12 protein-coding genes are annotated in these 15,457 nt (G+C 55.0%); 4 read left to right on the forward strand and 8 right to left on the reverse strand.

Annotated features, from left to right (window positions below):
• Positions 1-67: 67 nt before the first annotated feature.
• Positions 68-889, reverse strand: a complete 822-nt coding sequence (locus tag K0B93_RS05520) for a flagellin domain-containing protein (RefSeq protein ID WP_219866258.1) — start codon at positions 887-889, stop codon at positions 68-70.
• Positions 890-1,281: 392 nt separating this feature from the next.
• On the opposite strand from K0B93_RS05520, the gene K0B93_RS05525 reads away from it, so the two are divergent.
• Together K0B93_RS05525 and K0B93_RS05530 are read left to right on the forward strand one after the other, a co-directional pair.
• Complete coding sequence (locus K0B93_RS05525; protein WP_219866259.1) at positions 1,282-2,448, forward strand: flagellin; 1,167 nt, start codon at positions 1,282-1,284, stop codon at positions 2,446-2,448.
• Positions 2,449-2,478: 30 nt separating this feature from the next.
• On the forward strand, positions 2,479-4,479 hold the full coding sequence (locus tag K0B93_RS05530; RefSeq protein ID WP_219866260.1) for a tetratricopeptide repeat protein: 2,001 nt from the start codon (positions 2,479-2,481) through the stop codon (positions 4,477-4,479).
• Positions 4,480-4,482: 3 nt separating this feature from the next.
• On the opposite strand, the gene sbcB is transcribed toward K0B93_RS05530, so the two are convergent.
• Both sbcB and K0B93_RS05540 read right to left on the reverse strand, forming a co-directional pair.
• On the reverse strand, positions 4,483-5,928 hold the full coding sequence (gene sbcB / locus K0B93_RS05535; protein WP_219866261.1) for an exodeoxyribonuclease I: 1,446 nt from the start codon (positions 5,926-5,928) through the stop codon (positions 4,483-4,485).
• Between the two features lie 47 nt (positions 5,929-5,975).
• On the reverse strand, positions 5,976-6,854 hold the full coding sequence (locus K0B93_RS05540) for a hypothetical protein (RefSeq protein ID WP_219866262.1): 879 nt from the start codon (positions 6,852-6,854) through the stop codon (positions 5,976-5,978).
• Positions 6,855-7,171: 317 nt separating this feature from the next.
• On the opposite strand from K0B93_RS05540, the gene K0B93_RS05545 reads away from it, so the two are divergent.
• Both K0B93_RS05545 and K0B93_RS05550 read left to right on the forward strand, forming a co-directional pair.
• Positions 7,172-8,209, forward strand: a complete 1,038-nt coding sequence (locus tag K0B93_RS05545; protein ID WP_219866263.1) for a response regulator — start codon at positions 7,172-7,174, stop codon at positions 8,207-8,209.
• A gap of 3 nt (positions 8,210-8,212) precedes the next feature.
• Positions 8,213-9,172 (forward strand): sensor domain-containing diguanylate cyclase, encoded by a 960-nt coding sequence (locus tag K0B93_RS05550; RefSeq protein ID WP_219866264.1) that lies wholly within the window; start codon positions 8,213-8,215, stop codon positions 9,170-9,172.
• A gap of 59 nt (positions 9,173-9,231) precedes the next feature.
• On the opposite strand, the gene K0B93_RS05555 is transcribed toward K0B93_RS05550, so the two are convergent.
• From K0B93_RS05555 to K0B93_RS05575, 5 genes are all read right to left on the reverse strand, one after another.
• Positions 9,232-9,606, reverse strand: a complete 375-nt coding sequence (locus tag K0B93_RS05555) for a histone-like nucleoid-structuring protein, MvaT/MvaU family (protein ID WP_219866265.1) — start codon at positions 9,604-9,606, stop codon at positions 9,232-9,234.
• A 307-nt stretch (positions 9,607-9,913) separates the two neighbouring features.
• A complete protein-coding gene (wecA, locus tag K0B93_RS05560) occupies positions 9,914-10,981 on the reverse strand; it encodes a UDP-N-acetylglucosamine--undecaprenyl-phosphate N-acetylglucosaminephosphotransferase (protein ID WP_219866266.1) in 1,068 nt (355 codons plus the stop codon).
• Positions 10,982-11,201: 220 nt separating this feature from the next.
• On the reverse strand, positions 11,202-12,464 hold the full coding sequence (gene tviB / locus K0B93_RS05565) for a Vi polysaccharide biosynthesis UDP-N-acetylglucosamine C-6 dehydrogenase TviB (protein WP_219866267.1): 1,263 nt from the start codon (positions 12,462-12,464) through the stop codon (positions 11,202-11,204).
• A gap of 184 nt (positions 12,465-12,648) precedes the next feature.
• A complete protein-coding gene (locus tag K0B93_RS05570) occupies positions 12,649-13,821 on the reverse strand; it encodes a glycosyltransferase family 4 protein (protein WP_219866268.1) in 1,173 nt (390 codons plus the stop codon).
• Positions 13,818-15,314: a heparinase II/III family protein gene (locus K0B93_RS05575; protein WP_219866269.1), complete on the reverse strand. Its 1,497-nt coding sequence runs from the start codon at positions 15,312-15,314 to the stop codon at positions 13,818-13,820. Before K0B93_RS05575 ends, K0B93_RS05570 begins: the two co-directional genes overlap by 4 nt.
• Positions 15,315-15,457 lie beyond the last annotated feature (143 nt).

Here is a 15,457-nt window from a genome sequence, read left to right on the forward strand (position 1 = left end):
CGCCGTCCTTCTATGGAGTTAACCGGCCCTTCCCGAAGAAGGACCGGCCGGCTCCGGCTGCCCCTGATTACTGCAGGAGGGACAGTACCTGGTTAGGACGAGCGTTCGCCTGTGCAAGTACCGAGATACCGGCCTGCTGCAACACGTTCGCCTTGGCCAGCTTCGCAGATTCAGCGGCGAAATCAGCATCAACGATACGGCTGTTAGAGGCACTCAGGTTTTCAATAGACGTTCCCAGGTTCGCAATTGTGCTCTCAAAACGGTTCTGAGACGCACCAAAGAGACTACGCTGAGAGTTCACAGCATCAAGAGCCGTATCAATGGCAGTGATCGCTGCGTTAGCGTTCGTTGCGTCGGCGCCATCAATTGTCGACGCGCCCACACCCAGAGCTGCTGCCTGCATGTCAGCGAAGGCTACATCAATGGTCTCACCGGCATTTGCACCCACCTGAATGGAGACCGTGGACGCAGCATTAAGCACGTTTGTGCCATTGAACGTAGTCTGGTTGGCAATACGGTCGATTTCAGCAATACGTGCGGTAAATTCATTGTTCAGGGCAGTTCGGTCAGCGGCATTATTAGAACCGTTGGCAGACTGAACGGCCAGCTCGCGCATACGTTGCAGGTTGTTGATTGTCTCATCCAGACCACCTTCCGCCGTCTGCATCATGGAGATGCCGTCGTTGGCATTCCGCTGAGCAACGGTCAGGCCACGAATCTGTGCGTCGAAACGGGTAGAGATTGAAAGACCAGCAGCATCATCCTTGGCAGAGTTAATCCGCAAACCGGAAGACAAACGCTCAAGCGCCTGATCAGACAAGCTTTGTGATTTACCCAACTGGTTCTGTGCATTCAATGAGGCAACGTTAGTATTGATACCGAGAGCCATATTGCTTCTCCTTCGACTTATGTCGTCATTTCATGGAAAAGGTGTGGCGCCTATTTTTTCGGTCTGAAGCGCCGCCCTGTTATTCCGCTTAACGGCGCTGCCCCAACTTCCTTTAGATAAATAACGGTTTTTTTTGTTAAGGATTGTAAAAAGACCAGGAAAGCGGCAATCGCTTTCCTCACCCGTCCCGCACCACAAGCTCCAGAAAATAACCGAAAACCAGCCCAGGAATTTTTTAATATTTATTTTCAATGCCTTACAGTCCCTCCTAACAAAGTGGCACACCTTTCGCTATTCCTCTCCCAAACGGCAAATCCATGAATACAGCCGGCAATGCGTCCCAGAATGATCGGGCACGGGGTTACCGGCACCTCAGAGCAGGGAGAAATAAAATGCCACAGATCATCAACACCAATATTGCGTCACTCAATGCCCAGCGGAATCTGAACGCAACTCAGAGCGACGCCAACGTCGCCTTGCAGCGTCTCTCCTCGGGGCTTCGCATCAACTCTGCTAAAGACGACGCGGCCGGCCTGGCCATCTCTGAACGCTTTCAGTCCCAGATCACCGGTCTGAATATGGCCCAGAGAAATGCCAACGACGGCATCTCACTGGCCCAAACCACCGAGGGTGCTCTGGACGAAATTACCGCGAACCTGCAGCGGATTCGCGAACTGGCCGTTCAATCCGCCAACGCCTCCAACAGCCCGTCAGACCGTCAGGCGCTGAACGCCGAAGTACAGGAGCGGATTCAGGAGATCAACCGGATCGCAGGCCAGACCTCCTTCAACGGCCTGAAGATCCTGGATGGCAGCCTGCTTACCCAGACCTTCCAGGTTGGTGCCAACGCGGGCGAGACCATCAGCGTTTCAGGATTTGATGCCCGTGGCTCTCAGCTCGGTTCGACCATCAACCAGAGCACAGATCTACTGACAACCCTGACAGACGGTACAGACACCCTTGAAACCATCTTCAACGAGGGACGCACCGTCGATATCACTTTTAACATCACCGGCATTGACGGCATTGTGACTCCAGTTACCGTGACCGGCGCCGGCTCCCTGCAGGATGTCCTGGGTCAGATCAACGCTCAATCACCGACAACCGGTGTCGCAGTCAACATGAACCGGAGCAACGATGAGCTGATTTTCTCATCCCAGTTCGGCGAAGACTTTTCCGTTGACATCACACCCGCCGGTGGTGGCACTCAGACCGTTGCGGCAACGGCTGCAGCCAATACCGTTTCGGCCAACGATACCGACATTTCCACCCAGGATGGCGCTGACCTGGCCATGATCTCGGTCGACTATGCCATCGATACCATCAACGGTATTCGCGCGGAGCTGGGTGCGGTTCAGAACCGGTTCGAGTCCACCATCGCGAACCTGAGCACCACATCGGAAAACCTCGCGGCTTCAAACAGCCGGATCCGGGATGCAGACTTCGCCGCCGAGTCGGCCGAGCTTGCCCGCACCCAGGTATTGCAGCAGGCAGGTCTCTCGGTTCTTGCCCAGGCAAATGCTCGTCCCCAGCAGGTGCTGCAGCTGCTCCAGGGTTAAGATTCCGACTTGAAGGATTGAGGTGTTCCCATGCAAGCACAGCATCACAGTAACGAACTCCAGGCCCGGGATGCAGAAGCTGCCCGCCTGCTCCTGCAGGCCAACATGGCCTATGCCGATTCCAACAGCAGCGCGTCAAGCCACGCTCAACGGCTGAATGCGCGCCAGGAATGTAGGAGCTTTTTGGAACAAGCACTGGCAGTTGAGCCCGAGGGCGCTGGAGCGTTGGGCTTGCTCGGACGCGTGGAACTGGACGATGGTCAACTGGAAAAGGCGCAACTCCTCTTCAACGCCAGCCTCAATGCCGACCCTGAACAACCGCAACAGTACGCCAACCTGGGCTACTGGGCACTGAAAAGTGAACGCCCGGCCCTGGCCGAGCAGTATTTCCTGCAAGCCCTGGAGTACGATCGCCAATCCGCAGCGGCCTTTTGCGGCGTTGCCCATGCAAAGCGCCTGCAGGGCCAGTTCGACGTTGCCTACCTGCATTACCGCAAACTCCGTGAGGCGGGTGCCGAGTGGGACTCTGTCTACAGCGGCATGCTCAACTGCGCGCTCCACCTCAATGTGGAAAGGGCGGACGGGGATCTCGCCCAGGATGCCATCGCCCTGCTTCGTCACGAGGGCCTGCCCCACCAGGAGCTTGGGCGATTTGTCGGTGCGATCATTCACCAGCAATACGATCTAGGCAACGCCAGTGCGGAAATCATTCTTGATGCCGCCAGCGAAGATGAACTTCTGATTCTGGCCCTGCAGAAAACCCTGATGCCCAGTGCAGCAATCGAAAACCTGGTTACGCATTTGCGTCGGGCGATCGTTGCGGAAGTGGCACAGACGGTGGAATTGCGCGACGAACTGCAGCAGCTGGCCCTCGCTATTGGCCAGTATGTCGATCGCTCCGGGTATGCACTGGTTGCCGAAGAAGACGAAGAGCGCCTGGTGGCGGCAATCAACGACAGCATCCAGGCTCAGCTCGTCATGGGGGAATCCCAGGATGGCATGATTGGCTCGCTAATCCTGAGCGCTATGTATGGAGCCCTGTTCCATCAGAGCTTCGCCGTTCAGCTTGGCCAGTGGAACTTGACCGATTGGCCACTGGGGCTGCAGCCGGTCCTGGCCGCCAGCTATTATCAGCGCGCCAGTGAAGAGGCCATCAAACAGAACTTCGACGAGAAAGCCGACGAGCTTGGCCTCGAGAAAACGGACACGCCGCAGGCCTGGCCGGCCTGGTCACAACTCGCCTTCGGCGCTGAGGGCAGCCTGAAGAGTCTGATGACAACGGAATTGAAACTGCCTACCGACCATCTCCCGGATACCCTCCGCATCATGGTCTGCGGCGCCCAGTCAGGCCAACGCGCGATGGAACTGGCGCGATACCTGAGCGATGTGGAAGTCATTGCCGTGGACGAGTCACTGGCCAACATTGCGAAAGGCACACGCATGGCCGGCGAACTGAACCTGGAGAATATCGTCTTCTGGCCCTGGTCCATCGCCCAGCGGTTCGTGGCCGATGGCCACCGGGTTCACTGGATCGAAATTGGACGGCTACCCTCCTCGGCCATGACGGACCTTTCGCTCGCGGCATTGGTGAACGATGCCACGTTGTCAGGTGCGGTCGTGCACATGCATACCACGGTGGCTGAGCAGACCCCCGGCGATCAGCACATTCGCTCGCTGATAGCGGAGCACAACCTTAAACCCAACCGCGCAACCATCCGGCAATTACGCCAGCTGGTACTCGCCAACCATCAGGATACCCACTGGCAGGAACTGGCGAACGATGAGGACTTTTTCAATCTTGGCGGCTGTCGCGATCGCTGGTTTTGCCCACAGGACACGTCCCAGCTCAAACAGCTGATGGGCATGGTGAGCAACGAGGTGGAATGGAAACTGGTCAAGGCACGGGATGCGGATGGCCACAGCCTGGCCACCCAACCGGTACAACAACAGATTCAGGCCGAAGCCCTTGGGAGTGAAGTCCAGAGCCTGGTTGGCCAGGGCCTGAGCGTCTATTTCTGCAAGCGCCGCTAGCCTTCACACGTAGGGAATCAAGGATTCCCCGTACAGGTGCAGATCTTCAAGAATGTGCCGCTTTTCCGGCGTCAATGCCGGATCGGCGGCCAGCCTCTGCAACTCACCAGCGTAGGCCTCCAGTGAGCGCCAGCCTTTTTTCGGATGCATTAATCGCTGGGAGCGGAATTCCTCCCAGCGCTCCATCTCCTCCCCCAAAAGGGAGCCCGGATAGTTACGGGCGCGGTAGCGGAACACCAGTTCCCGTAACCGATCATCCTCAAATTCGATTTCCTGCTCACCCAGACTTTCCACAGGTTGCTGCAACAGCCAGTTCAGTTTCTCGCGGTCCGTCTTACTGATGAAGCCGCCTGCATAGAGCTGCTCGTCCGGATCCGTGAGGTCCCCCTCGTGAGGCTGGTCAAATGCCTGTGCAATTCTGCCCGCCAGGTCTGGAGCCTTACGCAAGAGCGCGAGATTTGCACGCAATGCTTCGCCATCGAGCTCCAGTTCCGCCAACCGCTCTGCTGACAGGGTGGTTAACATGTTGGCGGGCGCCAGCACCGGGCACTTATTGAGCTGCACGCCCTTGAGCGGGAAGCGGCTGACGCCCTCTCCGAGTTCGGCCTGGGAAGTAAATACCCGCTCACGAATCTGCTCGGGTGTGGCCGCAATCAAGTCAGTAGGGTCTTCCCGTAGATCGTAAACAATCACCAGGTTCTTGTTGGTCGGGTGTTCAGCCACAGGCGCCACCATCGCGCAGCAGCCGCGGGCCGCCGGATACTTGGCCGAGATATGGAATACCGGCTTCATGGAGCCGGTATCCAGCATTGCCCTGGCGGAATGTTTGTCCTTGTTCTGCAACACGAAGTCGAAGAGTTTGGGCTGTTTTTCCTTGATCAGCCGGGCAACCGCGATCGTCGCCTGAACATCGGACATGGCATCGTGTGCACTCTCATGGCTAATGCCATTGGCCACTGTCAGCTCTTCCAGACGAAAACTCGGGCTCCCATCCTCTTTCCGTGGCCAGTTGATACCTTCGGGGCGAAGCGCGTAGGTAAGCCGGACCATGTCGATGATGTCCCAGCGGGAGTTGCCGTTCTGCCATTCCCGGGCGTAGGGATCCCTCAAATTGCGATATAGAGTGTGGCGGGTAACCTCGTCATCAAACCGCAGGCTGTTGTAGCCCACCACACAGGTTCCGGGCTGACTGAATGCCTCGTTGATCTGGGCAATGAATTCCGCCTCGGGGAACCCATCTTCGAGGGCTTTCTGGGGCGTGATACCGGTGATCAGGCAAGCTTCCGGGGACGGCAGGTAATCGTCCGCCGGCTTGCAGTAAATCACCAGCGGATCTTCGATGATATTGAGATTTTCGTCCGTTCTTACGCCGGCAAACTGGGAAGGGCGGTCGTGGACCGGGTCTACGCCGAAAGTTTCGTAGTCGTGCCAGTAAAACGAGCGAATCAAGGGAAAACTCCTGCCTGTCGGGTTTCAATGGGACAGGAGTTTAACATTTAAAACAACTGCGTCCCCATATCAGTCTGGTGCGTCTGCAGGCGCGGCAGGCCAGACGATCCAGAGAGCTGGCTCATATCAACCGTCATGCTGGTCGGCAGGTTGATGAACACCCCCTTGCCGGCGTTGATTACATTGGCACCATCGGGACTCTGCCATTCAACGTTTTCACGCTGGAAGCCGATGAAGAAATCATCGGTAAAGCCAGTGGTACCGTCGGTATTTTCGGTCCCCACAAACAGCGACTGGACTTTACTAATGGAGGCGCACTCGCCGCACATCGTAGGGTCCGCACTGTCAGCGATGCCAATCTGCGTAGCCCGATAATTGGTCGCCAGGCCGGTGTCGTCAAACAGGGCTGCGTCGTGAACAGTACCTGCGCTGTCGGTTATTTTCAGACCGATGTCGCCACTGAAGCTTGATGAGAGGGATGAAACGGAACCCCGGGCCTGCTGGAAGCCCATGCGGAAACCGGCAAGACCGTCCGCGTCTTCGGCCAGCTCAATATAGGGCTGCACCGCCTCAAACGGAACCGTTTCGCCTGCGCTGTAGACTTTGCCGTTGTATTGTTCACCATCCTGGCGGGCAATGTGTCCGAGGGCAACGTGCGAGGCGGCAAAATCCACACCGCCGTCAATCTGACCCACTTTCGCATCGTCTATGTTAACCCGGGTCTCAACATCAATACCCAAGGTCATCCGGGTGAACTGATGCTCCGAGTCGGTCGGAACCGAAATGTTTTCGACCTGCATAAAAGCCTGCCCGGTCACCTCACCCATGGTCTCATCAGAAATGGGCTTAAGCTCAGCCTGGGCAACGGGCGTCATACCCAAACAGAGCATGGCAAGGGCAGCGCATCCATACGCCTGGTGTTTCATAGCTTGTGTCTCTGATTAGTGTTTTTGAGTCAGTTTCGACGCCCGACTCTGCTGCCGCCCTGTTTTTTTGATTATCAGGCTGACAGGCGGCTGTCCTGAGAACTTCATGTTCTTCTATCCATTTGCCGCAAAAGCACTATAGCTGAGGCGGATCGGCCAATAGAGTGAGCCCTGTCACAATCAACACCGACGGAATCCGTCACCGAACTTCAAGCATGAACGGCTTCACAAAAAAACACCGAACCGTAGTCTTTGTATACATAAAACAGCGTCCTGTTATACTCCGACGGATATTCCTTTTGTCTCTGGCGAACCACATGACCACCCGGATCTTAATCTGCGACGATTCCGCATTGGCCAGGAAACAAATGGCCAGGGCCCTGCCCCGTGCGCTGAACGCAGATGTCACATACGCGAAGGACGGGAAGGAAGCGCTGGAGAGGTTGCGGGGCCACCAAGCCGACCTGATGTTTCTCGACCTCAACATGCCAGAGATGGATGGCTACCAGGTTCTGGAGGTCATCCGAAAAGAAGATCTCCCCGTGCTCACGATTGTTGTATCGGGAGACATTCAGCCCGAGGCCCGGGAACGCGTCCGAAAACTCGGCGCCATCGATTTCATCCGAAAGCCTACCGAGCCGGGCATCGTGCTGACTCTGCTCAAGGACTATGGCTTCTACAACCCGGGCGAGGTTGAAACCACTGCGCTCAATGACAGCGCGCTAACAGCCGACGCCGGCACCTCTGCTGGAGACCCCGCACTCTCGGTTTCCCTGAACGATTACCTCCAGGAGGTTTCCAACGTGGCCATGGGCCGATCTTCAGATCTGCTCGCACGCCTGCTCCGGGTTTTCGTGAAGCAATCCATTCCCAAGGTGGCGTTCATCGCCAACTCTGAATTGCACATGGCCATTTCCGCTGCCCAGAACGACCACACCTATTCCGCTGTCTGCCAGGGTTTTACCGGAGCAGGAATCGCCGGTGAGGCCTTACTGCTGTTTGCGGATGCCAGCTTTACAGAGATGGCGGAGATGCTGCATTACGAAGACCTCGAGGGCGAGGCAGTCAACGTGGAGGTGCTGATGGACATGTCCAGCATTCTGTTTGGCGCCTTCCTCAAGGGGATCGGTGACCAACTGAATCTGAATCTCGGGCTCGGACACCCTACCGTCCTCGGACAGCACCGCCAGATCACGGAACTTCTGGAACATCACAGTTCCCGGGAGGAGCGGTTGCTGTGCATTGAAGTCAGTTACGTTCTGGAAGATCGCGATATACAGTGCGATGTCCTCATCCTCCTCACCGAGGATTCCGTTCCCTTCCTCGAACAACGTCTTGAATATCTGGTGGACTGACATATGGCCTTTAAGCAAGTCGAAGCCGATTCGTTTCACTGGCTAGTGGATATGCTCGAGTCCGTCGAAGTCGGGCTTGTGGTTCTGGATCTGGATTTCCGGGTTCAGGCCTGGAACGGTTTCATGGAAAACCACAGCGGCATTACCGCCAGCAGAATCCGCGAAAAAGTGCTGTTCGATGTCTTTCCCAACATTCCCAAGGCCTGGCTGTCCCGGAAGGTGGATGCGGTAGCACTGCTGAACACCCGGGCATTTACCTCGTGGGAGCAGCGCCCTTACCTGTTCAAATTCCGTAATACCCGGCCCATCACGGGCACTGAGGAGTACATGTTCCAGAACCTCACCATCAGCCCGCTGTCCGGGCCGTCTGGTGAAGTGGAGAAGGTATGCCTGATGGTGTACGACGTTACCAATATCGCCAGCAGCAAACGCGCCCTGGAGCGTGCCAACGCCCAACTCGCCAAACTCAGCACGACGGATCGGCTGACCGGCCTGCTCAACCGGGGTACCTGGGAAAATCTGGTGGATGCAGAGTATGAGCGCTATCGGCGTTATGGTCATGCCACATCATTGGTCATGTTCGATATTGATCACTTCAAAAAGGTAAATGACAGCTATGGCCACCTGGCGGGCGATGAAGTAATTAAACATACAGCGGATTTAACCAAAAACAATCTGCGCCAATCGGATACCTCCGGTCGATACGGCGGCGAAGAGTTCGGAATCATCCTCCCTGAAACCGATGCTGAGGGTGCACAGGTTATTTGCGAGCGAATACGGGAAGCTATGGAGAAAAGTGTTGTAGAAACCAGCGTCGCGTCTATTCAATACACGATTAGCATGGGTATCGCTGAATTAAGTGATAAACCCGAAAACTACATGCAATGGATGCAACAAGCCGACAAGGCCCTTTACGCAGCGAAAGCAGGCGGAAGAAATCGGGTGAAGATTTTTGGGAGGTAGAATCAAAGAAAAGCCCGGATTAACCGGGCTCGTCTGAATGCTAAATAAGCTAGCTAAAATTAGTTTTGCTGCCAGCTTTGTACTGCTTCCTTACCGTACTTTTCACGCCACTCGTTCAGAGTCTTGTGATTGCCGCCCCGGGTCTTAACAATCTCACCGGTGTGCGGGTTTTTATAAGTCTTCATAGGACGCTTCGCGCGGGTGCCGCCTGTGGACTCAGCCTTTGCCTTTGCACCTCCAACCGAAGGATCAATCGCCGACAAAATCTGCAGAACGTCTTTCGGTGATTTGTCATATTCCTTCATCAAACCGCGAACTTTGTTTTCAAACTCCAGTTCACCTTTCAGAGCCTGATCTTCTTCAAGCTTTTCCAGCTCTGCGGCAAGCTTTTCCATAAGCTGTTTTTTCTGGTAGTAATCGTTAATCTTTGCCATGGAAATAAAACCTTATTCAAAAGAGGTTCAAAAATCTTTGGAATCCGAGCACTAGAATAATTCAAACATCTTCAATTGACAACGAACTTTCATTTCATGCACCAAAAGCATTAGTCGAAATAAAATATCTTTAATACAAAAAATAGCTAATGATGCATTTATTTCCTGGCTCGACATCGCAATGATAAGAGTTGCCAGAGAACTCGGCAATTAACCACACAGTAAAAACAGAAAGGCCGGCGATTAGGCCGGCTTGCGAAAACACAAATTCAAATAAGCTTATAACCTCTGGAGATTTTCTCACACCTCAACGGTGAGATGCTCCGAACAACCGTCGAAACAACACCAACAAACGCCAGATATGGCTCAATGCCCAGTCATAAAGCGCGAACAATCCGATAAAGGCCGCAAACATTATCCATTCAGGAATCAGAAGGATTTCGCCCAAAAGCCCGATTGCAGCAAATAAAAATGAAATCCCCGTGATCATTAGCAATGCTTCACGATCCGAGAATCCGGCACGCATAAAGATGTGGTGCAGATGGTTACGATCGGGCTTCATAACAGACTGCCCTTTTCGGGCCCGCCGAACCATAATCGCAACCATATCCATTAACGGAATCGCGATCAGCCACAACGCGGTAACCGGCCGAAACGCCCTTCCTTCCATGTGGGTACCATGGACCAACAACCAGACCACTGCAAAGCCGATAAACATAGCCCCTGCATCCCCCATAAAGATTTTCCGTTTAAAGGGAGGTATCAGCAGATTCGCCATAAGATAAGGGAGGAGCGCAACCGCGAGTGCGAGACTGAATACCAGTTCCAAAGGGAAGTTGCCAGAGCCTGAGAATAGAAAGCACAGCGAAAGCAGAGCAATGAGCGACATGCTACCCGAAAGGCCATCGATCCCGTCGACCATATTAAACGCATTCGTGGCCCCAATGATTGCCGCTATAGTGACAAAAGGCCCAAGTGCACCAAGCTCGATGCCACCAAAGCCAAACAGATTGCCAAATGACTCGAGCGAAATTCCAGACCCGAAGGTCAACGCTGCCCCCAGCACTACCTGCGTACCTAAGCGGAAACTCGGAGGCAAGTGACAGGCATCGTCCACCGCCCCCATCAGGACCAGTAAAGAAGCACACACCAGGAAGAGGCCATAGCCATCAGACAAAGGCATTGCCAGCAGCCAGGCGATGCAGAGCCCGAAAAAGGCGCTCAGGCCGCCAACCAATGGCACAGCGCCACTGTGACGTTTTCGGTGATCCGGGCGGTCCAGCAAATCGATGCGGACCGCGAGCGGTTTCAGGAAAAACAGGAACACAAAGGCAATAAAACCAGAGAGAAGACCGGTAAAACTCGCCGCTTCCATGGGCATACCTTTTGGGAGGGAGAATGAAAATGAAACTGAAAAAGCCGGAAGTCTGGTCGGAACCATAAGGACGACAGCGTTTCAGATAGTTACCTTAATATACAGGTGCTATTCAAAAAATTATGTAAAGCGGATGCCATTTAACAATGTTTGACAGGCAGGGCCTCTGAGGTGGGGGAGCCCTGCCCTGTCAAAGGAGTGTTAGATCTAAGGGCTTGGATTAAAGCCGCAACTCTGCATCACCCAGCGGCAGTATGCCCTTGAGATCATAAAGAATACCGGTGCCCGTCAGGTAACTCCTGTGGCCGGCGGTACCCATTGCTACATATGCCTCGTGCGGAACCGCGAGGATCACCGCATCGTAAGTCCTCTGTGGCGGCTCCTCCACGAGGGTTATGCCGTACTCATGCTCTGCCTCGGCGTTATCCGCCCAGCAGTCCGTTACATCCACTTCGCAACCAAACTCCCGCAACTCCTCGACCACATCAATCACACGAGTGTTGCGCAGGTCCGGGCAGTTTTCCTTGAAGGTAAAGCCCATTATCAGCACCCGGGCGTTGGCGACCGTGTGCCCAGCCTTAATCATGGCTTTGACCAGCTCAGCCGCCACGTAGGGCCCCATACCATCATTCACCCGGCGGCCGGCGAGTATGATTTCGGGATGGTAGCCAATGGCCTGGGCCTTGTGGGTTAGATAATAGGGATCCACACCGATACAGTGCCCGCCCACCAGACCGGGCTTAAACGGCAGGAAGTTCCACTTGGTATCGGCGGCAGCCAGCACCTCGTGGGTATCAATACCCAACCTGGCGAAAATTTTCGCCAGCTCATTCATCAGGGCAATATTGAGGTCCCGCTGGGTGTTCTCGATCACCTTGGCCGCTTCCGCCACCTTGATGGAACTGGCCTTGTGGGTACCCGCGGTAATGATATCCGCATACAGGGCGTCTACTTCCTCAGCAACGGCTGGCGTGGAGCCAGACGTAACCTTCATGATGGTGGTTACCCGATGCTCCTTGTCCCCAGGGTTAACCCGCTCCGGACTATAGCCTGCGAAGAAATCAGAGTTGAACGTAAGGCCAGACATCCCCTCAAGCACTGGCACACAGACTTCCTCGGTGGCGCCAGGGTAAACGGTGGATTCGTAGATCACGATGTCCCCGCGCTTGAGAACCTTGCCCAAACTCTCACTTGCCTTAACCAGCGGTGTCAGATCGGGCTTCTTGAATTCGTCAATTGGTGTGGGCACGGTCACGATAAATATTGAACAGTCGGCGATGTCCTCCAGAGAACACGAGAACGACAGCTGCGTCGCCGCCCCCAACTCCTCGGAAGATACCTCACGGGTAAAGTCCACGCCGTCTTTCAGTTCGGCGATGCGCTTGCTGTTAATATCGAAACCCACAACCGGGCGCTTCTCGCCAAACGCCACGGCCAACGGGAGCCCGACATAGCCCAGCCCAACTACTGCAATTTTCTTCATACAAACCTTTTCCATAAAGTTTTCGTGTTCTTCATACGAATCAGTGGCCAAGGTACCCAGACACAACCTTTTCAATCCCTGCACCAACCAGATACTCAGACTCCTGCCGAGCTAGCTTGTGGCGTTACTGCAGTGCGTCGGTAACTGCCGCATACAGCCCGATCGGACGCACCGTCAGTAAAACCTACCCGGCGGTCTGAATAATTTCCGCCGCCATTCGCTCTATAATCCGGTTACGGGCGAACCGATCTGTAAACTCATTCCGTGGTTCAACTGCCATTTCAAGTTCTTCAAATGACTCCACCGCGGCCTCGAAATCGCAAGGCGGAAACACCGCCGCGTTACCAAGGTTTTCCCGGACGAAGTCAGCGGCAAAGCCACCCACGCCTGCCCACACGGGTTTACCAAGTGCGCCGTATTCAAAGATTTTTGAAGGCAAAACTTTCTTGAAGGCGTCAAAATCATTTAAGTGCAGAAAAAGAATATCGGCGTCGGCGTACACCTTCACCAATTCGTGCCTTGGTACCGGGGCATCCAGGACGACGTTGTTACAGCCATGCGCGTTCAGGCTCTCTTTCAATTGCTGCAACCTGCCTCCACCACCAATTAACCGGAACGTCAGTCGCCCTTCAAAATGCTTGGCCAGGGGCGGAATAATATGATGGAGACCCTGCCCTTCCCCCATATTCCCCGCATACAACACCTCCGGAACGGCGTTGCTCAGTGCGACTTGTTCAGATGGCGCCGAGTCCAGAAATTCCTGGTCAATGCCATTGGTAAAACCGGATAGCTCAATGTCGGGGAAGTGCCTCTGGAAATACGGGATGAAGCCGCCGGAAACGACATTGACCCGACTTGCCCTGCGCACCGCCCATTTCTCCATTTGCGACAACACAGGCATCGCGAACACAGTAATCTTGGTAGACAAGACATCTTTTATGGTGTCGACGAAAAGATCGCGGATATCCAGATAAAATGGAATGTCTTTGCGCCAGGAGACCCAGCCTCCGAGCACAGACATCATTAAGCGGGAAGAACTGGCGTACACCAGGTCGTAGTTTTCGCTCGCAGTCATCTTCATGACTCTACGCGCATAACTGACAAAGGAACGTGACTGATCCACCATGCCACTCTGATGCGCAGGCAGCGGCACCCGCCGGATACGAATGTTGCCCTGCCGTTCGTCCTCAGGCGCACTTGCGGCGAAGGAAGCATACCGGTTCGGCAAGGTGGTGATAACGTCCACCTGACTGCCTTCCGGCAATTGCTTCGCCAACTCTTCAACTAGCGCACTATTCTTGAAGGAGCCAGCGGAAAGGTCCGGCTCGAAATAAAAACACAGGCAGAGAATTCTCAACGTTGACTCCATTCAAGCGTGGTTAAAACACGGCTACCCATAAAACTCACCGCAATACATTGGTTCGGCTCAGCAACCCCAAACCGGGGATGCCAGGTAGAATTGTTAACCTCAATCTTCGCCGCCCCCTCGAAATGCACTCTGACCCGCTGATGGCCGGGTAACTTCAGAACCAATTGACTCTGGTCGACCTTTTCGATCTGTACCGACGGATGGGAATAAAAACGGCCCACCGACGTTTCAAACTGACCCTCCACAGCGTCCTCGATTTCCAACCGATTTTCATTCAGTTCAATGGTTCGGCAAACAGACACCGGCGTGGCGAGGCGTTGATAGCCATCGTGACAGGCCTCTGACTTCAAAGAGCCCCCGGATCCATAGACTTTGACCTTGCCGGGATACGCCCTTCGGGCAACACGAAAACCGCTCCATACCTCTGAGGAATTCGTTCCATTTACCTCAACGGTATTGTGGGCTGCCGTACCACGCTGCCGGAGCCGCTCTGTACCGACACCGTATTCGGAAGTCCCCGAGTTAACAAACACTCGCTGACCGAACAGGCTCAACTCAAGACTCAAGGTATCGGCGTGGGCATGACCGGGCAGATAATCCGGCCCGACAGGGGCGGCATCGAATACCAGGCACGCCTCAGGCTTTGCCAGGCGAACGTATCCACTCTCTGCAAGGTGCAGGGAGTTGAGACCAGCCTGCGATATCTCGATATTCAGCCTTCGGGCATAAGCCAGGAGTGATTCACAGGGCGGGGCAATACCAAGGGCAGCGTCATTAAAGAAGGAGAGTTCGCCATCTGGATGCCGCATAGCGTTCAACCAACCCACCATCTTGTTTATGAGCTCAGGCCATGCCGCAAGAAACTGACTGGCCAATCGCCGCTCACAGAACACTGTGGGCCGATCCGCACGCTCCAGGCAGCGCAGGATATTCAGCAGATCCAGCATGTCCTCCAGGGCCAACGCATGGTACATGGTGCTGCGCTCGAAGTGGCCGCCGTCCGGCAGGATTTGCTCAGGCACCTCACGCTCGAGAATCCCAAAGCCTGTTTTGAGCCATTTCTCCGCTTCCGGACCGGAGAAGTAACTGCCTGCAAACACCAGAGCCTTGGCATTCGCGAACAAATGGTTTCCGAGCAGGTGAATTTCCAGTCGCCGCGCCAGCCAGCGGGCCTGGACTGCCAGACTTTCGAGACAATCCTCCGGCAGCGTGCGACCAGCCATCGCCCACTTTACCCAGTTCACAATGCGCAGAGAGGTCGGATAGGGCTCCCAGCCACTCCCCTGCCCCGGCGGGTTCTCAGCAACCCAGCGCTGCATCAGCGAACGATGCCAATCCACCCGGGAGTCAGCCTGTTCCGCATTCAGATCATCGAAATAGTGCTGGTTATACCGCCAAAGCTTAGACCGTTGTTCACAATCCCAGCCAAGACTGGCCAGAGCGCCTTCTTCATTCAGAAAGAGGAACCTGTCGGGGCCCACAAGGCTCTGCGCCCGGGCTGCAGGCTCCTGCCACCCCAAACCACACTTTCGGATAGAAGGCGCCGGATCCAAAGAGGGCTTGGGCTTGTGAAACCGAAACCATAAGCGCCCGTAGAATTGAACCGGGCGCAGGTAACGCAACG

Origin of the sequence: Marinobacter sp. F4218, from assembly GCF_019443085.1 — a bacterium.
GTDB classification, from domain to species: Bacteria; Pseudomonadota; Gammaproteobacteria; order Pseudomonadales; family Oleiphilaceae; genus Marinobacter; species Marinobacter albus.